Here is a 19023-nt window from a genome sequence, read left to right as displayed (position 1 = left end):
AGCCTTCGGACGGTCGCGGCTCAAGGCAGGTTGGGTTTTCGCCCGGCGCGGACGGAGAGCAGGGCGATCACCAGCGCGGCCAGCGCCAGGGCCGTGGCTGTCCGAAAGGTGACCTGCATGCCTCGGGCCGCGGCCGCGGAACTGGAGAGCTGTTGCCCGATCCCATGCCGGGCGTCACTCGACGCCATCGCGAATATGGCGCCCATCAGCGATGCGCCGGTGATGAGGCCGAGATTGCGCGATAGGTTGAGCAGGCCGGAAACGAGGCCACGTTCGTTTGCGCTGATGCCGCTCATGACGGCTGCGTTGTTGGCGGTCTGGAAGAGGGCGTAGCCGAAGCAGGTGACGGCGATTGGAACGACATAGCCGGCAATGCCGAGGCGCGTCAGGGCAAGCGACAACAGGAGCGTCCCCGTGGCGAGGATCGCCAAGCCGGTGGCCGCCGTCCCGTGGGCTCCGAAGCGATCGGTCAGGCGTCCAGCCAGCAGCGCCGACAGGGTCGAGACAAGCGGTCCGGTCGACAGCACCATGCCGACCATCGCGGCATCCAATCCGAGCGCGCGCGTCAGGTAGAACGGAGCAACCACCAGGGTTGCCATCATCACCGTGGCGACGATCAAGCTCGTGGCGAGGCCGGCACTCAGCCGCGGGTCGCGCAGCCTCGCTGGTTGGACAAGAGGCATCTTCGCTTTTGCCTGCGCGATGGCGAATAAGATGACGCCGACACCGGCCGCGACCAGCAGGCCCAGATTGAGCACGCCGAAATTGCCTCGGCCAAGCGTCAATGCCAGGGCATAGGCGCCCAAGGTAAGGGCCAGCAGGGCGGTGCCGATCACGTCAAACGTGCCTCGACCGGCCTCCATTGTTCCGCCGCGTGCCGGCAAGCCACGCCAGGCGAGAGCGAAGGTCAGGAGGCCCAGCGGGACATTGACGAGAAAGATCGCCCGCCAGCCGAGGCCGGCGATCAACAAGCCGCCAAGCGACGGCCCGAGCGTCGTGCCGACGGCTGACATGGCACCGAGCAGGCCCATGGCACTGCCGGTTCGTTCCTTGCTCACGGTTTGCGCAACGAAGGCCAGCGTCAGCGCCATCATCAGCGCGGCGCCAAGCCCCTGCACGGCCCGCGCCGCGATCAGCAGCCAGAGCGTCGGCGCCAGGCCGCAGACGACCGATGCCAGCGTGAACAGCGCGATCCCGCCAAGCAGCAATGGCCGGCGCCCGAACATGTCGGCCAGCCGGCCAGCGCCGACGATCAGCGTGGTGATGGCGAGCAGATAGGCGAGAACCACCCATTGCACGGACTGGAACGATGCATCGAAGGCCTGCATCAGCGAGGGCAGGCCGACGCTGGCTATGCTGGTTCCCAATGACGACAGCAGCGTGGCGAGCGACAGGCTCACCAGCGCCAGGCCGACGGACCGGGCCGGTTGCGGCGCCGATATCAGTTCCCGATTTTGCTCAACGACTGCCAAGGCGATCTCCTTTCTGTCTGCTCCGGAACCGGAGCTGTCGGAGATCTAGTCCTGTGTCTGATGCGGCGGAAGATGCAGCATTTGCATCATATTCGTGCGCCAGACGCCATCTCATATGCTATGATCGATCCATGACATCGCCCGATCTCAATCTGCTGTTTGCTCTCGACGTCCTGCTGGCCGAAGGCAGCGTGGCGCGCGCGGCGCGCCGGCTGCGGCTCAGCCCCTCGGCGATGAGCCGGACGCTGGCGCGGCTGCGCGAGGCAACGGGCGATCCTCTGCTGGTGCGCGCCGGGCGCGGCCTGGTGGCGACGCCGCGTGCGGAAGAGTTGCGGCGACAGGTCGGCCGCGTCGTCCAGGACGCGGAAGGGTTGCTGCGCCCCGCCGAATTGCTTGATCCCCGGAGCCTGGACCGGATCTTCACGTTGCGCACCAACGAGAGTTTCGTCGAGGAGTTCGGGCCTCGCCTCGTCACCCGCATCGAGGCCGATGCGCCAGCGGTGCGGCTGCGGTTCGCGCTGAAGTCCGACAAGGATGCGATGTCGCTGCGCGAAGCGGCGATCGATCTGGAAATCGGCGTTGCCGGCGAGACCGGACCGGAAGTGCGCATCCAGGCGTTGTTTCGCGACCGCTTCGTCGGCGCCGTGCGAGCCGGGCATCCCCTGGCCGAGAGTAAGGTGACGCCCGAGCGCTATGCGGCGGGGCGTCACATCAGCGTCTCGCGGCGCGGCCGCGAGACGGGGCCAATCGACGAGGCCTTGCGCGGACTTGGCTTGCAGCGGACGGTCGTGTGCATGGTCTCCGGGTTCTCGGCGGCACTTGCCATGGCGCGGGCCTCTGATCTTATCGCCAGCGTGCCCGAGCGCCATACGACAGGAGCGCGCGCCGGCATGCACAGTTTTGCGCTGCCGGTCACGACCCTGGACGTCACCATCTCCCTGCTCTGGCATCCGCGTCTCGATGCGGATCCGGCGCAGCGCTGGTTGCGGGACTGCGTGCGGGAAGTCTGTGCGGGTCGCTGAGCGATCAGCGCGACATCGCCGTTTCGAGCACCTTGAAAATCCGCTCGTCCGTGCACTGGGCGACGTTGAAGCGCAGGAAGCGGCTGGCGGATTGCGACAGGCTGAATGCATTGCCGGGTGCCAGCACGATGTTGTCGGCCAAGGCGCGGCGGGCGACGTCGGCCGCATCCACCCCGTCCGGCAGGCTACACCACAGAAAGAGCCCGGCCGGCTGCTCGATCCAGGGCGTGATGCCGATCGCCTTCAACCGGGCGCTCGTCTCACCCATGGCGCGCGCGAGCCTTGCGCGCAGTAAATCCATATGCTTGCGGTAGCTGCCGTCCCTGAGCAAGGTGAACACCAGTTCGGCCGCCAGCCGTCCGCCGCCGAAGGTCGTGGCGATCTTGAGGTCGGTCAGGCCTTCGATCCAGTCGCGGGGCGCGGCGATGAAGCCGCAGCGGACGGAGGCGGACAACGTCTTTGAGAAACTGCCGATATGGACGACGCGGCTGAGGCCATCGAATGCCGCAAGCCTCGGGGCAGGGCTGTGTTCGAAATCGGCGAAGATGTCATCCTCGACGATGGTCAGGTCGGCCTGGTCGGCAAGCTTGAGCAAGCGGTGCGCCGTCACCGGAGACAGGATCGCGCCGGTCGGGTTGTGGATAGCGGAGTTGGTGATGTAGAGGCGCGGCCGATGCTCCGCCAGCGCGTGCGCGAACAGCTCGATATCAGGCCCCGACGGCGTGTAGGGAACGCTGACGACCTTGGCCTGATGGGCGCGCAGCAGGGCGTGGAAATTGAAATAGCAGGGATCGTCGACCAGCACGGTGTCGCCGGGCTTGATCAGGAACCGGCAGAGCAGGTCGATCGCCTGGGTGCCCGATTCCGTCAGCATGATCTGTTCGGGCGAAGCTTCGATGCCGTGCCCGGCCATGCGGCGCGCCAGCAATTGCCGCAGTGACGGCAGGCCGAGCGGCGTGCCGTAATCGGCGAGCGCGATATCGTCGGCCCGCGCGACCGTGCGCAATGCCCGGCGCAGCCCAGCCTGTGGCATCCATGAAGCCGGCATCCAGCCGCAGCCGGGCTTCAGCACCTCCTCGCCAGCCTCCAGCGACTGGCGCGAAACCCATAGCGGATCGACGGCGCGATCGAGCCGGGGGCCGATCTCGGCCAGCGACAACGGTGCCAGCGAGCCGGCGGCGTAGAAACCGGAGCCGGGCCGCGGCCGGATCGCGCCTTCGGCCGCTAGGCGCTCATAGGCCTCGACCACCGTGGATTTCGAAACCTGCATGGATTTGGCGAAGGCGCGGATAGAGGGCAGCCTTGCCCCAGGCGTCAGGCTGCGCGCGGCGATCCGCTGGCGGATGGTGGCCATGACGCCTTCGACGAGGGTTCCGACACTGTCGAGCTTTGCGTCCAACTGTACCTCCCAGAAAACCATTACAGTTTTGTCGAATTGTACTGCATTGTCTCTGGTGGCGCCATAGCCACGGGCCGATAGAGGGCGAAACAAACGGAGCCTGCAATGGACAAGACGGCGAGTGGCTGGTTGAACGGATTCGTGGGCGTGCTGATCTTCTCAGGCTCGCTGCCGGCGACGCGGGTGGCGGTGATGGATCTCGACCCGACCTTCGTGACCTCGGCCCGCGCTGTCATAGCCGGTCTGCTCGGTCTCGTGCTGCTGCTCGTGTTCCGCGAGAAGCGCCCGCAGCGTCATGACATCCTGTCCCTCATCATCGTTGCGCTGGGGGTTGTGGTCGGCTTTCCCTTGCTGACGGCATTGGCGCTCAAACACGTCACCGCGGCCCACTCCATCATCTTCGTTGGCCTGCTGCCGCTGGCGACGGCGATCTTCGGCGTGCTGCGTGGAGGCGAAAGGCCGAGGCCGGCCTTCTGGCTGTTCTCATGCCTCGGCAGTGCGCTGGTGGCGGGCTTCGCGCTTGCGCAAGGCGTGACGGCCTCGCCGGTCGGCGATGGGCTGATGCTTGCGGCCATCATCGTCTGCGGCCTGGGCTACGCGGAAGGTGCCGCACTGTCACGCAGGCTCGGCGGCTGGCAGGTGATCTGCTGGGCGCTGGTGCTGTCACTACCGGTCATGCTGGTGCTGACCCTCGTCACCTTGCCGCCGTCCTTCGCCGCGGTCGGGACGAGCGCCTGGATCGGCCTTGCCTATGTCTCGCTGTTCAGCATGCTGATCGGCTTCGTCTTCTGGTATCGCGGCCTTGTCCAGGGCGGCATCGCCGCGGTCGGCCAGCTGCAACTGCTGCAGCCGTTTTTCGGGCTCGCATTGGCGGCGACGCTGCTGCACGAGCAGGTCAGTCCGCTGATGATTGTCGTCACGCTCGGCGTGGTGGCCTGTGTGTTTGGGGCGAAGAAATTCGCCAGGCAGGATCTGCCAAGGCGCGCTGCCGCGTAGAGAGCCCTAGAACTTCGTCACCACGCCGATACCGATGCCTTCGAAGCCGCCCATCGCCATCAGCGCGGCGGGCGCCTCGTCGAGGCTGATCTTCTTGCCGACCAGCAGTTCGGGCTTCAGCTTGCCGTTGCGGATCATGTCCATCATCGCCTGGTAGCGGTAGGCCTGCATGCCGTGGCTGCCGAGGATTTCGAGCTCGAAAGCGATCACCTTGTCCATCGGCACCTGGGGACGGGCATGCTCGCCTAGCATCAGGCCGACCTGCACATGACGTCCACGCCGGCGCAGGTTGGATATCGAGTTGAACGACGTCGTGGGATGGCCGAGCGCGTCCATCGATATGTGGGCGCCGCCATTGGTGATCTGTTTGACGGCCTTGACGACGTTCGGCGTCGTGGTCGCGTTGATGGTCGCCACGGCACCAATCTTTTTAGCGAAGTCCAGTTTCTCGTCGGTGAGGTCGATGGCGATGACATTGGCGCCCATCGAGCTGGCGATCATGATCGCCGACAGGCCGACGCCGCCGCAGCCATGCACCGCCACCCATTCGCCCGGCTTCACCCGGCCCTGGTCGACGATGGCGCGGAACGAGGTGACGAAACGGCAGCCGAGGCTGGCGGCGGTGGCGAATTCCATCTCCTCGGGCAAGCGCACGAGATTGGTGTCGGCATGTTCGATGGCGACATATTCGGCGAACGAGCCCCAGCCGGTGAAGCCGGGTTGCGTCTGATGCTCGCAAACCTGGTGATTGCCGGAGGTGCATTCGAAGCAGCGGCCGCAACCCACGGCGAACGGCACGGTAACGCGCTCGCCCGCTTTCCATCGGGTGACCTGCTTGCCGGCCGCGACGACGACGCCGGCCAGTTCGTGGCCCGGCACGTGGGGCAAGGTGATGCTGTCATCATGGCCCATCCAGCCGTGCCAGTCGCTGCGGCACAGCCCTGTCGCCTCGACCTTGATGACGACGCCGTCGGCCGCCGGCTTCGGATCGGGCACGGTCTGGATGGTCGGCGCTTCGCCGAATTTTTCGAAGACGACGGCTTTCATCGGTCACTCCACCCTTGAGACGGCATGCGTCACCGGGAAGATAGCCGATTCCTTGCCTGGTCAAGCGGAAATCGATTCCACCAGGCGGCCAGTCCGCCGAACCAGGAAGGGCGTTTACCTGTTTTCCCGGCCGCGGCACCCGGCATCGGCTTGCTGGCGCTGCTGTCCTGGGTACTGATGCCGCGCGCCGGCCGGTGAACCTTACTCGGCGTCGATCTGATTTATTGGCGCGGCGTTCTGGAAGGCGGGTAGCGCCATGCAGGCGGCATTGATGCGCGCGATTGTCGGGTAGGGTGTCACATCGACGCCAAAGCGGGCGTTGCTGGTGACCTGCGCGACAAGGCAGATGTCGGCCAGCCCCGGCGTGTCGCCGTGACAGAATGTGCCGGTTTCGGGCGAAGCCGTCAGCAATGTCTCGAGTGGCCTAAAACCCTCATTGACCCAATGCCGGAACCAGTTGGCGACATCCTGGTCGCCGGCGCCGAACAGGGTGCGCAGCGAGGTCAGCACGCGCAGATTGTTCACCGGGTGGATATCGCAAGCGATAATCTGCGCCAGCATCCTGACGCGGGCGCGTCCCAGCGCATCCCCAGGCAGCAGCGGCGGCGCGGGCCGGATCTCGTCGAGATATTCGATGATGGCCAGCGACTGCGTCAGAAGCGTGCCGTCGTCGAGCACCAATGCCGGCACCAGCCCCTGCGGATTGACCGCGAGATAGGCCGCTTCCAGATGCTCGCCATGGCGCAGATGATGCGGGACATAGTCATAGCTCAGCCCCTTCATCTCCAGGGCGATCCGCACCCGGTAGGAGGTGGAGGAGCGAAAGTAGTTGTGCAGGACGAGGTCGCTCATCACTTCGGCCGGCTGATGGTCACTTCGATCGTGCCGATGCCGTCGACACCGCCTGATATCGTCTCGCCCGGCTTGACCGCGCCGACGCCGGCCGGCGTGCCGGTGAAGATCAGGTCGCCGGCCTGAAGTTCCACGCCCTCGCTGCAGATCGAGACGATGTCGGCCACCGGCCAGATCAGTTCGGCAAGGTCGGCGTCCTGTTTCACCGCCCCGTCGACGGCGAGCCAGATACGCCCCTTGGCCGGGTGCCAAGATTTTTGCGCGGCAACCAACGGGCCGCAAGGCGCGGAACGGTCGAAGGCCTTCGACCAGTCCCAGGGCCGCGCCGCCTTCTTGGCGACATCCTGCAAATCGCGGCGGGTGAGGTCGATGCCGACGCCGTAGCCCCAGACATGGTCCAGCGCCTTGTCGCGGGAAATGCGAAAGCCTGATGTACCGATCGCCACCACCAGCTCGATCTCGAAGTGGAGGTTTTCGGTCAGCGGCGGGTAGGGAATCTGCGTGCCGGAGTCGACCACCGCGTCTGCCGGCTTGGTGAAGAAGAAGGGCGGATCGCGCTCGTCATTGCCGAACTCGCGCGCATGCGCGGCATAGTTGCGGCCGACGCAGAAAATACGCCGCACGGCAAAGCGTTCGTCCGAACCCGCAATGGCGACGGAAGGCGTTGGCGGGGCGGGAAGGACAAAGGCGGTCATGGCGGTCTCTGTGTTTTGGGGAGCTGGCGGGCACATTCGGCCGAATTCGGGGGGCGGGCAAGGCGTCGCTTTTCATAAAGCATCGGCTGCGCCACGGCTGTATAAGGAATTCAGGCTTCCCATCATTTTTGCAGCGATAAATCCTGTTCAATCGGCGATAGACTAATTGCCAATAATCCGGCCATGGTCAGGAGACTATGGTGTGGCCGGTAAACCGGAACGAGCCCATGACAGCCGCTACCGATCGCGCCCGGTTCCTCATCATCGACGACCATCCGCTGTTTCGCGAGGCGCTGCACAGCGCCGTGCAGATGGCTTATCCGGAAGTCGATACGGTCGAGGCGCGCTCGATCACCGAAGCGCTGGATCTGCTGGCAGACGCAAAGCCTTTCGACCTGGCGCTTCTCGACCTCAGCATGCCCGACGTGCATGGCTTCGACGGGCTGCTGCAGCTCAGGACCCGCTATCCGCGCCTGCCGGTGGTGATCGTGTCGGGCTATGAGGAGCCGAGGATCATTTCGGAAGCGCTGTCCTATGGTGCGGCCGGCTTCATCCCGAAATCGGCGCGCAAGAGCGATCTCGCCGCCGCCATACGCTCGGTGATGGACGGCGCGATCTACGTACCGGAAACCTATGAAGGCCTGCCGCCGGGCGCCGACAGCACCGACCGCGCCGACATGCTGCAGCGGCTTTCCAAACTGACGCCGCAGCAATTGCGTGTCCTGCAGATGCTGCGCCAGGGCCTGCTCAACAAACAGATCGCTTACGAGTTGCAGGTCGGCGAGACGACGGTGAAGGCGCATGTCTCGGAGATATTGCGCAAGCTCAACGTCTATAGCCGCACACAGGCGGTGATCGAGGTGTCGAAGCTGGATAGCGCCGAGCTGTTTCGGGACCAGGTGGGGTTTTGAGCCACTACCATCCCGTAGGGGAACCTAAGCCAGCAAATGCGCCAGCAATGCCCTTAGTTGCGCGGGCTTCACCGGCTTGCGCATCAGCTCGATGCCGCCGGCGCGGGCCGCCTTGGCGACGGCTTCGGAACTGTCGGCGGTGACGATCAGCGCCGGCACGGCGCGGCCGAGATAGTCGCGGACCTCCGATATGGTGGCGGTGCCGAGATCGCCGCCGTCGAGATGCTGGTCGGCGATGACGATGTCGGGCACCCAGTCGGTGTCGCCGAGCAGGTCCAGCGCAGCATCGGTCGAGGTCGCGGCGCGCACCAGGCACTGCCAGCGTTCGAGCAGGAAGGTCATGGCTTCCAGCACCTCGGCGTCGTTCTCGACCAGCAGCACCTTGGTGCCGAACAGGCCGTAGCCGCGCGACCGCTCAAGGCTGGTGGCGCTGGCGATGGCGTCGGCCGGCGCGCCGATGCCGACGGGGACATCGATGTGGAAGATCGTGCCGCGCCCAACCTTCGATGAGAAGGTCACGGGGTGGCCAAGCGCGCCGGCCATGCGGCGCACGATGGCAAGCCCCAGCCCGAGACCGCCGCCGTCGAGCTCGGCATTGGCAGGCAAGGTGCCGCGATGGAACTCCTCGAACACCGCCTCGCGCTGGTCCTCGGGAATGCCGCAGCCGGTATCGGCGACATCGATGCGGATCGTGTCGCCGCGATGTCTGGTGCCGACAAGGACGCCGCCCGAGCGTGTATACCCCAGCGCGTTGGAGAGGATGTTCTGCAGGATGCGGCGCAGCAGCGTCCGGTCCGAGCGGACCACGGCATTGACCGGCCGGAATTTCAGCGACAGCCGCTTCATTTCCGCCACCGGCTGGAAATCCGAACGCAGCGACGAAAACAGCGCCTCCAGGCTGACGTCGCCGATATCTGGCTGCACCACGCCGGCATCGAGCTTGGAAATGTCGAGCAAGGTGCGCAGCAGGTCCTCCATCGTTTCCAACGAACGCTCGACCTGGCGCACCAGCTTCCTGCCTTCGTCGCTGGTCTGTACCTCGGCAAGCGCCGAGACGGAGAGGTGGGCCGCGTTCAGCGGCTGCAGCACGTCATGGCTGGCGGCGGCGAGGAACCTTGTCTTGGACAGGTTCGCCAGCTCGGCGTTTTCCTTGGCGGCGCTGAGGTCGATGTTCGACTGCTCCAGCCTGCGCAAGGTCGAATGCAGTTCCTCGGTGCGCGTGCGCACCCGGTTTTCCAGCGAGATCGCGGTCTGGAACAGCGAGAAGGCGTTGCCTTGCTGGTCCATCGAGCGCTCGACGCGGCTCACCAGCGCGGCGTTGATCTTCTTCAGCCTGTCGAGATCGTTTATGTCCCTGAGCGGCATGCTGTTTCGCCGCCTATTCAGCCGCCTGGCGATCACCGAAGGCGATGCCGGTGAAAGTCTGGTTCAGGTGCATCGACCGGTATTGTTCGCCATAGGTGCCGAAGCCGACGACATTGTTGACCCGGTAGAGCTCCGAAATATCGCGAAAGACCTGCCGGTTGCGCGCATCCAGCCGGCGCAGCACGCAGTCGAAGCCAAGGATCATATCGATGCCGCCCAGCCTTTCCTCGACCTCGCGCAAGGCCGCGCGCGTCGATTCGACCATGTCCTTGGGCTGGGCGATCGACAGCACGACGCCGTCGTCGATGGCGCAGAAAAACGACAGCGAGCCATCCGCGTGCATCCGCTGGATCGAGCGGCAGTAATATTCCCCGCCCACCTTCACCACCACGGGATGCGAGGCGAAGCTGAGCGGCGTCAGGGTCTGCGGGAGGATGCCGACCGAAGCGGCATATTCCTCCGCGGCATTGGTGGCGTTGAACTCCCGCACGATGCGGTGATCGGGATCGGAGGCGGTCACCACCAGCTTTTCGTCGGTGGGAATGAAATTGTCGGTCTTGAAGACGTGGAACGGAATTTCCGTGGCGACCAGCACGATGATGGCGCTGTCGGACGAGACCTTGCCGTTGGAGATCAGGCGAGTCGTCTCGAACTTCAAATCGTCACCGGCCGAGCCGCCGAGCAGCGGTATGTCGTCAAGACCCCAGTGGATGGCCGAGCTCACCGCTTCCTCGGCATAGGACAGCCCGTCGATAAAGCAGAGCGCGAAGGTGTTCCTGGTCCGCTCGCCGCCGAGCCGGGCGCGCAGCGTGCGCCGCAGGGCCTCGACCTCTTCGGTGATCCTGTCCATGCCCGAAGTCGACAAATTCTCGACCATGGTGCTGACCGCCGTGAAGGATGCCGAGGGCAGCAGCATCGCCAGCATGTGGCCTTCCTCGAGCCCCTGCGGCGTGATCTCGCCGGCGGTGGAACAGCCGGCATGACGGAGACACGGGGCGTGGACCGAGAGTGCCCGAGACAGGGCGCCGGCCTCGACGAGGCTCTGGGAAAAGAACACAAGGGCAAAGCCCGCATTGATTGCGGCAGCTTCCGCCGCCATCGCGCGTGCAAAAACATCCGGATCGGGCTCGTCCGTCGTCAGCGCCGACAAGCCGCATGCGTAGCGCGTCAGTGAACTGGTCAGCGGCGTTCTCCCGCATTTCCTCCGACGCTGTTTTTATGCGCTTCAGGATGCGCGGGCGTCGAGGGATATTGTTGCTTCCAATCGGCGTTTTGGCAATGGGCGAGGGGAATGCATCGCTGGCCTTGCCATGACCGAAAGTACAATGATCCGCCTTTTCCGTCGTGCTGTTTTTTGTGCATTGTGCGGTGTACGAATAACGCGTGGCCGAAGTGCCAACGGCTCGTCGGCGGCGTTATGACCAAGGTTGACACCCAGGGAGGGGCTATGTCGGACGTTTCGTTGTTGGTGAACGGCAAGCGGGTTGGCGGTGCCGTCGAGGATCGAACGCTGCTCGTCCATTTCCTGCGGGAGAATCTCGGTCTCACCGGCACCCATGTCGGTTGCGACACCTCGCAATGCGGCGCCTGCGTCGTCCATGTGGATGGCAAGGCGGTCAAGGCCTGCACCATGCTTGCTGTCCAGACGTCCGGATCGACCGTGGTCACGATCGAAGGTCTCGCCGACGGCGCCGACCTGCATCCCATCCAGGCGGCGTTCAAGGAACATCACGGTCTGCAATGCGGCTTCTGCACGCCGGGCATGATCATGACGGCTACCGACATGATCAACCGCCATCCCGAAGGCCTCGACGAAGCGACGGTGCGCGCCGAGCTGGAAGGCAATATCTGCCGCTGCACCGGCTACCACAACATCGTCAAGGCGATCCTGGCCGCATCGAAGACGATGGCTAAGGGAGCCAAGAGCAAGGCGAGGCAAGCTGCGTGAGGGACATGAGTGAGTAGTCAGTAGTCGGTAGTGAGTAGTTCGGCCTGAATTGGTCCCCTTTCACTACTCACTACTTTCCTACTCACTATGTCGGCAATTCGGGAGGACTTCTGATGGGTATCGAAGGTGTTGGCGCTCGGGTGGCGCGCAAGGAAGACAAAAGGTTCATCACCGGCGCCGGCCGCTATGTCGACGACATGGTGGTGCCCGGCATGAAGCACGCGGTCTTCGTGCGCAGCCCGCACGCGCATGCGCAAATCAAGAAGATCGACGTGAAGGCGGCGCAAGCCATGCCGGGCGTCATCGGCGTGCTGACCGGCAAGGAACTCAAGGCCGACGGCATCGGCAACCTGATCTGCGGCTGGATGATCCATTCCAAGGACGGCTCGCCGATGAAGATGGGCGCATGGTCGCCGCTGGCGGTCGACAAGGTCCGTTATGTCGGCGATGCCATCGTGGTGGTGGTGGCCGAAACCAAGGGCCAGGCACGCGATGCGGCCGAGGCCGTGGAGATCACCTACAAGGAATTGAAGGCCGTCGTCGATGCGACCAAGGCACTCGAGAAGGGCGCGCCGCAGGTGCATGCCGAGGCCGAGAACAATCTGATCTTCGATTGGGAGATCGGCGACGCCAAGACGACCGATGCCGCCATCAAGGCGGCGGCGCACGTCACCCGCATGAAGATCGTCAACAACCGGCTGGTGCCGAACGCCATGGAGCCGCGCGCCGCACTTGGCCATTACGACAAGGCCGAGGATCATTACACCTGCTGGACGACATCGCAGAACCCGCATGTCGCGCGGCTGGTGATGAGCGCCTTCTACAATGTCGCGCCCGAAAACAAGCTGCGCGTCATCGCGCCGGATGTCGGCGGCGGCTTCGGCTCCAAGATCTACATCTACCCGGAAGAAATCGTCTGTCTGTGGGCCTCGAAGAAGACCGGCGTGCCGGTCAAATGGGTCGCCGACCGTACCGAAAGTTTCCTCACCGACGCGCATGGCCGCGACCATGTCTCGACGGTGGAGATGGCCTTCGACAAGAACAACAGGATCACGGGTTTCAAGGTCGACACGATCGCCAATCTCGGCGCCTACATGTCGCTGTTCTCGTCCTGCGTGCCGACCTATCTCTATGCGACGCTCTTGTCGGGGCAGTACGACATTCCCGCCATCCATGCCAATGTGCGCACCGTCTACACCAACACGGCGCCCGTCGATGCCTATCGCGGGGCAGGGCGGCCGGAAGCCACCTATCTGCTGGAACGCACCATGGAGGCCGCGGCACGCGAACTCGGCGTCTCCCCGGCGGATCTCAGGCGCAAGAACTTCATCACCACGTTTCCGCACCAGACACCGGTGATCATGAACTATGACGCCGGCGACTATGCGGCCTCGCTCGACGCGGCGATGAAAACCGCCGACTATGCCGGCTTTGCCAAACGTAAGGCCGCGGCGGCGAAACAAGGCAGACTGCGCGGCATCGGCATGAGCTGCTACATCGAGGCTTGCGGCATCGCGCCGTCGGCGGCGGTCGGCTCGCTCGGCGCCGGCGTCGGCCTGTGGGAATCGGCCGAGGTAAGGGTCAACGCCGTCGGCACCATCGAGGTGCTGACCGGCTCGCACAGCCATGGCCAGGGGCACGAGACGACCTTCGCGCAACTGGTCAACCAGCGTTTTGGCGTGCCGATCGATTCGGTGTCGATCGTCCACGGCGACACCGACAAGGTGCAGATGGGCATGGGCACCTACGGCTCGCGCTCGGGCGCCGTCGGCATGTCGGCGATATCAAAGGCGCTCGACAAGGTCGAGGCCAAGGCCAAGAAGATCGCGGCCCACCTGCTCGAGGCCGACGAGGGCGACATCGTCATCGAGAATGGCGAGGTCAAGGTCGCCGGCACCGACAAGAGCCTGCCGTGGTTTCAGGTGGCTTTGGCTGCCTATACCGCGCACAATCTGCCTGCCGGCATGGAGCCGGGACTGAAGGAAACGGCGTTCTACGACCCGGCGAACTTCACCTTCCCGGCGGGCTGCTACATCTGCGAGGTCGAGATCGATCCGGAAACCGGAACGACAGAGATCGTCCAGTTCGTGGCGGCGGACGATTTCGGCAACATCATCAATCCGATGATCGTCGAGGGCCAGGTGCATGGCGGCATTGCCCAGGGCGTCGGCCAGGCGCTGCTGGAAGGCGCTTACTACGACGACAGCGGACAATTGCTGACGGCAAGCTACATGGATTATACGATGCCGCGTGCGGGCGACCTGCCGTCGTTCAAGGTCTCGACCTCGAACACCCCATGTCCGAGCAACCCGCTCGGCATCAAGGGTTGCGGCGAGGCCGGTGCCATCGGCTCGCCGCCGGCGGTGATCAATGCCATCACCGACGCCATCGGGATCACCGACATCGCCATGCCGGCCTCGCCGTCCACCGTGTGGGCCGCGATCCGCGCCGCGAAATGAGTGAGTAGGGAGTAGTGAGTAACGAATAGGACAGCGTGCCACCTCCGGCGGCCACTCCCTGCTCCCTACCGACTACTGACTACTCACTACTGCCTGACCACTTAGGGGAGGATCCCATGTACGCAGTCAATTATCACCGTGCCGCCTCGGTCGCAGAAGCCGCCAAGCTCGTGAAGAATGGGGACGCCAAGCTGCTGTCGGGCGGCATGACCTTGATTCCCGCCATGAAGACGCGGCTGGCGGCACCTTCCGATCTGGTCGACCTGTCGCGCATCAAGGACCTGCAAGGCGTCAAGGTGTCGGGCAAGACGGTCACGATCGGCGCCGCCACCACGCATTTCGACGTTGCCAAGGACGAGAAGCTGCGCAAGGCCTGCCCGGCGCTTGCCCATCTGGCGTCGCTGATCGGCGATCCGGCGGTGCGCCACAAGGGCACGATCGGCGGCTCGATCGCCAACAACGATCCGGCGGCGGACTATCCGGCCGCGCTCCTGGCGCTGGGCGCCACCATCCTCACCAACAAGCGCGAGATACCGGCCGACAAGTTCTTCAAGGGGCTGTTCGAAACCGCCTTGAAGGAGGGCGAGATCGTCACGGCGGTCTCCTTCACCGCGCCGGCAAAGGCTGCCTACGAGAAATTCCGCAACCCGGCCTCGCGTTATGCGATCGTCGGCGTGTTCGTGGCCAAGGGCAAGGACGGGGTCAGCGTTGCCGTCACCGGCGCCGGCGACGACGGCGTCTTCCGCTCGAAGGAGATCGAGGCAGCGCTTGCCAAGAGCTTCGACGCTGCTTCGCTCAGCGGCGTGAAAGTGCCGGCGAAGACCCTGATGAGCGACATTCACGCCTCCGCCGACTACCGCGCCAATCTGATCGCGGTCATGGCCAAGCGCGCGGTGGCGGCAGCCAACGCCTGACGCGAGATCAATTGCGAACGAGCAAAGGGGCTGTCACGGCCCCTTTTTCGTTGTTGTTGCCTGTGGCTGCCCAGTCCGGTGCAAGCTCGGCCGAGGCCCATACCGCCCAGAAATCGCATCGGCGATCATCTCGCACTTGCACAAACTTATATTGCACTGCAGTATGGGTTGGGGCGGGAATGCGAGCCGGGTTCGGACTGTGTACCGCCGTGCCCTTTCGCATGCCAATGCGAAGGGATCGGCATGTCCGAAATTTCCGCGACAGATATGGTTCCGTCCCGAGCGACCGCCGACCGATCGGCCAGGACACGGCTCGCCTATCTCGATGGCTGGCGCGGCCTGTCGATCGCGCTCGTGCTGATCGGGCATTTTTTCCCCGTTCCCGGCATCAATCTGGGTGTGCTGGGTGTCGAATTCTTCTTCGTTCTCAGCGGCCGGCTGATGGCCGAGATCCTGTTCATCGAACGCTATCCGCTGAAGAAATTCTTCAAGCGCCGCTTCTCGCGCATCTATCCGGCGCTGCTGGTCTTCGTCGTCGTCGCCATGGTCGCGCTCTCCGGCACGTTCATCGCCTTCAAATGGAAGGCGGCCCTGACCGCGCTGACATTCACCTACAATTATGCCGGAATTCTCCTGAACCGGGCCGGCGCGCTCGACCACATCTGGTCGCTCTGCATCGAAGAGCATGCCTACATCATCCTGGCGGCGATCAGCGCGGTCGTTGCCAGCCGCGACCGTGTCGTACCGCTGCTGCTGGTCCTGGCTGCGCTGGCCATGACCAATGGGGCAGTTTCCTACTGGTTCCTGCACATGGACTATGAAACCACGTACTGGCGCACCGATGTGCACATCGCCTCGATCCTGCTGTCGGCGGCGATCTGCTTGCTCAAGGCCGATGGCAAGCTGCCGTCCTTGTTGAAGGGACCCTATGTCGCCTTGGCAGCGGCCGCCGGCGCGGTCCTCCTGTTCATGGACCAGGTCCCAACCCCGATCCACTACCTGCTCGCGGTGCCGTTGCTGGCGCTCGCCGTCAACGCGCTGGATTTCAGCACGCGGCTGTTTTCCGGATGGCTGTCATCCCTGCCGATGACGACGCTGGGCCTGTGGTCGTATTCGCTCTATCTGTGGCAGCAGCCCTTCTACAAATTCGTCTACGAGCAGGGCAGCAACCCATGGCCGATGCTGGCCGGCGTCTTTGCCTGCGCGCTCTGCAGCTATTACCTCATCGAACGACCAGCGCGCGAATGGCTCAACCGCAATTGGTGAATGAGCGCCGCCGATGGCGGTCGCCACCGGATCAGGTGGCGATCTGCCTGACATAATAACGCACCGCTTTCTTGCCGCCATGGATCACCGCGTCGCCGACTTCGGCGAAGCCGAGGACGGCGTGGAAGGCGTCCGAGGCCGGGTTGGGCGGATCGGTGTTGACCTCGCAGGTGACCAGCGTGTGGCCGGCGCTCTGCGCATGGTCGAACAGGTCCTGATAGAGCCGGCGCGCATGGCCGCGGCCCCTTGCATGCGCCGCGACGACGACGCGGTCGACATAGACGAAGCGTTCGTAACGCTCGCGGAACCAGACGAAATTCGGGCTGTCGTAGTTCGCATCCTGGTCGAAGGTCATGATGAAGGCCTCGAGATCGCCGATGCGGCGCGCATAAAATGCCTCGCCGAGCAGGAAGGACAGCCGTTCGGCTTCGAGCCACGACAATTCGGCGGCGTGCTCGTTGTTGAGCGCCAGAATGGCGGCTTCATCGTCCTGCGCTATGTGGTCTATGGGAGAGGTCATGCCTTGGCCGCCGTGATCGTCGCCGCCACCAGCGGCGTATCGGTCAGCGTGTTGCGATATTCACGGTCGAGATCGGAGCCGCCCATGCCGACCTTCGGATTGCGGTAGCGCATGGCGCTCGGCACGTCCTTGAGGGCGGCGAAATGCATTTCGACGAGGCCTGTCTTGGCGCGCACCTCGGCGATGTTGCCGAGATCGAGGCCGCCGCAGCCAAGGATGATGATGCGTCCGCCGGCCTGGCGCACCAGGTCCGCCAGCAACGGCAAGCCTTCGATCGCGGTGTCGCGCTGGCCGCTGGTCAGCACACGGCCGACCTTGCAGCGGATCAGCGCTTCCAGCGCCTCGGCGGGATCGCTCGTCATGTCGAAGGCGCGGTGGCAAGTGACGTTCAGGGAGCCGGCAGCCTCGGTCAGTTCGCCCATGCGCTGCTCGTCGATGGTGCCATCGGCATTCAGGCAGCCGAACACCACGCCGGGCACGCCTAGCTCGCTGAGCGCGGCAACGTCGGCAAGCATCGAGCGATATTCACCCTCGCTGTAGAGAAAATCGCCGCCACGCGGCCGCACCATGACGTGGAACGGCACGGTTGCCTGATCGAGCGCGGCGCGCACCGTGCCGAGGCTGGGCGTGATGCCGCCCTCGACGAGGCTGGCGCAGAGTTCGACCCGGTCGGCGCCGGCGGCTTGCGCGGCGAGCAGGCCGTCGATGCCTTCGACACAGATTTCGATCAGCGGCGGGCGGGTTTGCGTGGTCAAGGGTCGATCCAGTTCATGATGCCGTGGAGAGCCCTAGCACCGGGACGGCTGACGCGAAAGCGTGAACCCCACGCCGCCATTTGGACCAGGCGAGATTTCCCTGCTTGCCCGTCCTGCACGTGGGACAACGCGGGAAGGCGGCTGACGTTCTTGCCTTCGGGATATAGTCTTGGCGGCTACTGGCGCAATTCCGTGTTCTTGGCGCCTTCCTCGACCTGATCGATCACCAGGAGCTTGACCGGCCCGTCACCAATGTTGGTGGCCTGGTGCCACTGGCCGATCATCTCGATGATGAAATCGCCTGTCTTGTAGGTGTTGGCGTTCCCGGTCTCGACATTGGTGACCTTCAGCGTTCCGGCCTCGACATAGGCGTAGCGCGGGAAGGGGTGGCGATGGACCGGCAAGGTCGCGCCGGGCGCGATGTCATAGGTCGAGACCAGCACCTGCACGTTCTTTTGCGGCAGCGTGATCGGCTGGCCGGATGCCGTGGTGGTGCGTGATGCGAGCGGTGTCACGACGACCGGGGTTCCACTGCTGTCGAACGCCAGGGCACAATTTGCATAAAGCGCGGCCGCAGCCAGCAACGCCGATGCCAGGATTTTCCGCATGATGTCCTCCCTTTAACGCAGCATCTATCGCGCGACGGCGGGAACGTGCAAGGGAAGGCTGTCGCCGCGAAGGCCTGATACATGCCCGATCACGAATGGCCGTGACGCGGCTCCTAAAAAATTTTCGGGCGACCTCTTGAACAGAAAAACCGTGATTCCCAGATCGTTTTCCGTCGAGGCTTCGGCTCGACAGACCGCGTCGCGGCGACGCCGCGGCGACCCCAAACCATGTTGCTTTACGGAGGATATGGCTATGAGAAGCTTTGATTATTCCCCTCTTTACCGCACCACGGTCGGCTTCGACCGGCTGTTCGACATGCTCGAAAACAGCGTGCGCTCCGAGTGGCCGCCCTACAACATCGAGAAGAATGGCGACAACGACTATCGCATCACAATGGCCGTCGCCGGTTTCGGTCCTGATGAAGTGGAGCTTGTGCAGAACGGCCCTGAATTGTTGGTAATCGGGCAGAGGAAGCCCGATCAGCAAAATCGGGAAATCCTCCACCGTGGCCTGGCGATAGGCAACTTCAAACAGGCGTTCAAACTCGCGGACCACGTCAAGGTCAAGGCGGCCAATATCCATAATGGTCTGCTGTCGGTGGAGCTGGTCCGCGAAGTGCCCGAGGAACTCAAGCCTCGGCGCATCGCGATCGGCTCCGAAGCCAGAGCGGTACCGCTTCAGGATGGCGGCAACAAGCAGTCCGTGGATGCAGAGCCGCAACGCAAGGCAGCCTGACAGTGAACCTCAGTCTGTGGTCCGCCTCCCGGCTTGGCCGGGAGGCACAGATCGCGGA

Annotated in this window: 18 protein-coding genes; 8 read left to right on the top strand and 10 right to left on the bottom strand. The window is 64.3% G+C overall.

Translation table 11 applies throughout. From position 1 onward, the window contains the following. Positions 1-20: 20 nt before the first annotated feature. On the bottom strand, positions 21-1472 hold the full coding sequence (locus LB569_RS29525) for an MFS transporter (protein ID WP_224695082.1): 1452 nt from the start codon (positions 1470-1472) through the stop codon (positions 21-23). 131 nt (positions 1473-1603) lie between these two features. Here LB569_RS29525 and LB569_RS29520 point away from each other — a divergent pair, with 131 nt between their 5' ends. Further along, complete coding sequence (locus tag LB569_RS29520; RefSeq protein ID WP_224695081.1) at positions 1604-2494, top strand: LysR family transcriptional regulator; 891 nt, start codon at positions 1604-1606, stop codon at positions 2492-2494. Between the two features lie 4 nt (positions 2495-2498). Here the strand turns inward: LB569_RS29520 and LB569_RS29515 are convergent, their stop codons facing one another. Beyond that, positions 2499-3848 carry a PLP-dependent aminotransferase family protein gene (locus LB569_RS29515; RefSeq protein ID WP_411970262.1) on the bottom strand — a complete coding sequence of 450 codons (1350 nt, stop codon included), beginning with the start codon at positions 3846-3848 and terminating at the stop codon, positions 2499-2501. Positions 3849-3998: 150 nt separating this feature from the next. Between LB569_RS29515 and LB569_RS29510 the strand changes: the two genes are divergently transcribed. Next, positions 3999-4889 (top strand): DMT family transporter, encoded by an 891-nt coding sequence (locus tag LB569_RS29510; protein ID WP_224695079.1) that lies wholly within the window; start codon positions 3999-4001, stop codon positions 4887-4889. 6 nt (positions 4890-4895) lie between these two features. Here LB569_RS29510 and LB569_RS29505 read toward each other — a convergent pair whose 3' ends face one another. The 3 genes from LB569_RS29505 to LB569_RS29495 all read right to left on the bottom strand — a co-directional run bounded on the left by LB569_RS29505 (position 4896) and on the right by LB569_RS29495 (position 7483). Further along, entirely contained in the window at positions 4896-5936 is a 1041-nt protein-coding gene (locus LB569_RS29505; RefSeq protein WP_224695078.1) for a zinc-dependent alcohol dehydrogenase family protein, read from the bottom strand. 201 nt (positions 5937-6137) lie between these two features. Continuing rightward, positions 6138-6788 (bottom strand): maleylacetoacetate isomerase, encoded by a 651-nt coding sequence (gene maiA / locus LB569_RS29500; RefSeq protein ID WP_224695077.1) that lies wholly within the window; start codon positions 6786-6788, stop codon positions 6138-6140. Then, positions 6788-7483: a fumarylacetoacetate hydrolase family protein gene (locus tag LB569_RS29495; RefSeq protein ID WP_224695076.1), complete on the bottom strand. Its 696-nt coding sequence runs from the start codon at positions 7481-7483 to the stop codon at positions 6788-6790. Before LB569_RS29495 ends, maiA begins: the two co-directional genes overlap by 1 nt. Positions 7484-7710: 227 nt before the next feature. Between LB569_RS29495 and LB569_RS29490 the strand changes: the two genes are divergently transcribed. After that, positions 7711-8394, top strand: a complete 684-nt coding sequence (locus LB569_RS29490; RefSeq protein ID WP_140701642.1) for a response regulator — start codon at positions 7711-7713, stop codon at positions 8392-8394. 24 nt (positions 8395-8418) lie between these two features. Here LB569_RS29490 and LB569_RS29485 read toward each other — a convergent pair whose 3' ends face one another. Both LB569_RS29485 and LB569_RS29480 read right to left on the bottom strand, forming a co-directional pair. Beyond that, a complete protein-coding gene (locus LB569_RS29485; protein ID WP_224535185.1) occupies positions 8419-9759 on the bottom strand; it encodes a hybrid sensor histidine kinase/response regulator in 1341 nt (446 codons plus the stop codon). Between the two features lie 13 nt (positions 9760-9772). Beyond that, positions 9773-10909, bottom strand: coding sequence for an FIST signal transduction protein (locus LB569_RS29480; RefSeq protein WP_224535183.1), 1137 nt, complete (start codon positions 10907-10909; stop codon positions 9773-9775). Between the two features lie 297 nt (positions 10910-11206). Here LB569_RS29480 and LB569_RS29475 point away from each other — a divergent pair, with 297 nt between their 5' ends. The 4 genes from LB569_RS29475 to LB569_RS29460 all read left to right on the top strand — a co-directional run bounded on the left by LB569_RS29475 (position 11207) and on the right by LB569_RS29460 (position 16346). Continuing rightward, positions 11207-11707, top strand: coding sequence for a (2Fe-2S)-binding protein (locus LB569_RS29475; protein ID WP_224535181.1), 501 nt, complete (start codon positions 11207-11209; stop codon positions 11705-11707). A gap of 113 nt (positions 11708-11820) precedes the next feature. After that, positions 11821-14166, top strand: coding sequence for a xanthine dehydrogenase family protein molybdopterin-binding subunit (locus LB569_RS29470; RefSeq protein ID WP_224695075.1), 2346 nt, complete (start codon positions 11821-11823; stop codon positions 14164-14166). A 116-nt stretch (positions 14167-14282) separates the two neighbouring features. Further along, complete coding sequence (locus LB569_RS29465; protein WP_224535176.1) at positions 14283-15080, top strand: FAD binding domain-containing protein; 798 nt, start codon at positions 14283-14285, stop codon at positions 15078-15080. Between the two features lie 243 nt (positions 15081-15323). Further along, on the top strand, positions 15324-16346 hold the full coding sequence (locus LB569_RS29460; RefSeq protein ID WP_224695074.1) for an acyltransferase family protein: 1023 nt from the start codon (positions 15324-15326) through the stop codon (positions 16344-16346). 31 nt (positions 16347-16377) lie between these two features. On the opposite strand, the gene LB569_RS29455 is transcribed toward LB569_RS29460, so the two are convergent. The 3 genes from LB569_RS29455 to LB569_RS29445 form a co-directional block, all read right to left on the bottom strand. Continuing rightward, complete coding sequence (locus LB569_RS29455) at positions 16378-16866, bottom strand: GNAT family N-acetyltransferase (RefSeq protein WP_224695073.1); 489 nt, start codon at positions 16864-16866, stop codon at positions 16378-16380. Further along, the gene (locus tag LB569_RS29450) at positions 16863-17621 is read right to left on the bottom strand and encodes a copper homeostasis protein CutC (RefSeq protein WP_224695072.1); all 759 of its coding nucleotides are present in this window, start codon (positions 17619-17621) and stop codon (positions 16863-16865) included. The genes LB569_RS29455 and LB569_RS29450 overlap by 4 nt, the downstream gene beginning before the upstream one ends. A 176-nt stretch (positions 17622-17797) precedes the next feature. Next, the gene (locus tag LB569_RS29445) at positions 17798-18229 is read right to left on the bottom strand and encodes a cupin domain-containing protein (RefSeq protein WP_140701633.1); all 432 of its coding nucleotides are present in this window, start codon (positions 18227-18229) and stop codon (positions 17798-17800) included. 253 nt (positions 18230-18482) lie between these two features. Here LB569_RS29445 and LB569_RS29440 point away from each other — a divergent pair, with 253 nt between their 5' ends. Further along, a complete protein-coding gene (locus tag LB569_RS29440; RefSeq protein ID WP_224695071.1) occupies positions 18483-18965 on the top strand; it encodes an Hsp20 family protein in 483 nt (160 codons plus the stop codon). Positions 18966-19023: the final 58 nt, after the last annotated feature.

The organism is Mesorhizobium sp. BH1-1-4 (assembly GCF_020165665.1).
GTDB lineage: Bacteria > Pseudomonadota > Alphaproteobacteria > Rhizobiales > Rhizobiaceae > Mesorhizobium.
Note: the sequence above shows the minus strand (reverse complement) of the source record. Positions and strands in the feature narration are given on the sequence as shown.

Excerpts from the sequence above, each read along its gene's own strand:
- LB569_RS29520 (WP_224695081.1), top strand. The coding sequence starts at position 1,604 with ATGACATCGCCCGATCTCAATCTGCTGTTTGCTCTCGACGTCCTGCTG.
- LB569_RS29515 (WP_411970262.1), bottom strand. The coding sequence starts at position 3,848 with ATGGCCACCATCCGCCAGCGGATCGCCGCGCGCAGCCTGACGCCTGGG.
- LB569_RS29510 (WP_224695079.1), top strand. The coding sequence starts at position 3,999 with ATGGACAAGACGGCGAGTGGCTGGTTGAACGGATTCGTGGGCGTGCTG.
- LB569_RS29505 (WP_224695078.1), bottom strand. The coding sequence starts at position 5,936 with ATGAAAGCCGTCGTCTTCGAAAAATTCGGCGAAGCGCCGACCATCCAG.
- maiA (WP_224695077.1), bottom strand. The coding sequence starts at position 6,788 with ATGAGCGACCTCGTCCTGCACAACTACTTTCGCTCCTCCACCTCCTAC.
- LB569_RS29495 (WP_224695076.1), bottom strand. The coding sequence starts at position 7,483 with ATGACCGCCTTTGTCCTTCCCGCCCCGCCAACGCCTTCCGTCGCCATT.
- LB569_RS29490 (WP_140701642.1), top strand. The coding sequence starts at position 7,711 with ATGACAGCCGCTACCGATCGCGCCCGGTTCCTCATCATCGACGACCAT.
- LB569_RS29485 (WP_224535185.1), bottom strand. The coding sequence starts at position 9,759 with ATGCCGCTCAGGGACATAAACGATCTCGACAGGCTGAAGAAGATCAAC.
- LB569_RS29475 (WP_224535181.1), top strand. The coding sequence starts at position 11,207 with ATGTCGGACGTTTCGTTGTTGGTGAACGGCAAGCGGGTTGGCGGTGCC.
- LB569_RS29470 (WP_224695075.1), top strand. The coding sequence starts at position 11,821 with ATGGGTATCGAAGGTGTTGGCGCTCGGGTGGCGCGCAAGGAAGACAAA.
- LB569_RS29465 (WP_224535176.1), top strand. The coding sequence starts at position 14,283 with ATGTACGCAGTCAATTATCACCGTGCCGCCTCGGTCGCAGAAGCCGCC.
- LB569_RS29460 (WP_224695074.1), top strand. The coding sequence starts at position 15,324 with ATGTCCGAAATTTCCGCGACAGATATGGTTCCGTCCCGAGCGACCGCC.
- LB569_RS29455 (WP_224695073.1), bottom strand. The coding sequence starts at position 16,866 with ATGACCTCTCCCATAGACCACATAGCGCAGGACGATGAAGCCGCCATT.
- LB569_RS29445 (WP_140701633.1), bottom strand. The coding sequence starts at position 18,229 with ATGCGGAAAATCCTGGCATCGGCGTTGCTGGCTGCGGCCGCGCTTTAT.
- LB569_RS29440 (WP_224695071.1), top strand. The coding sequence starts at position 18,483 with ATGAGAAGCTTTGATTATTCCCCTCTTTACCGCACCACGGTCGGCTTC.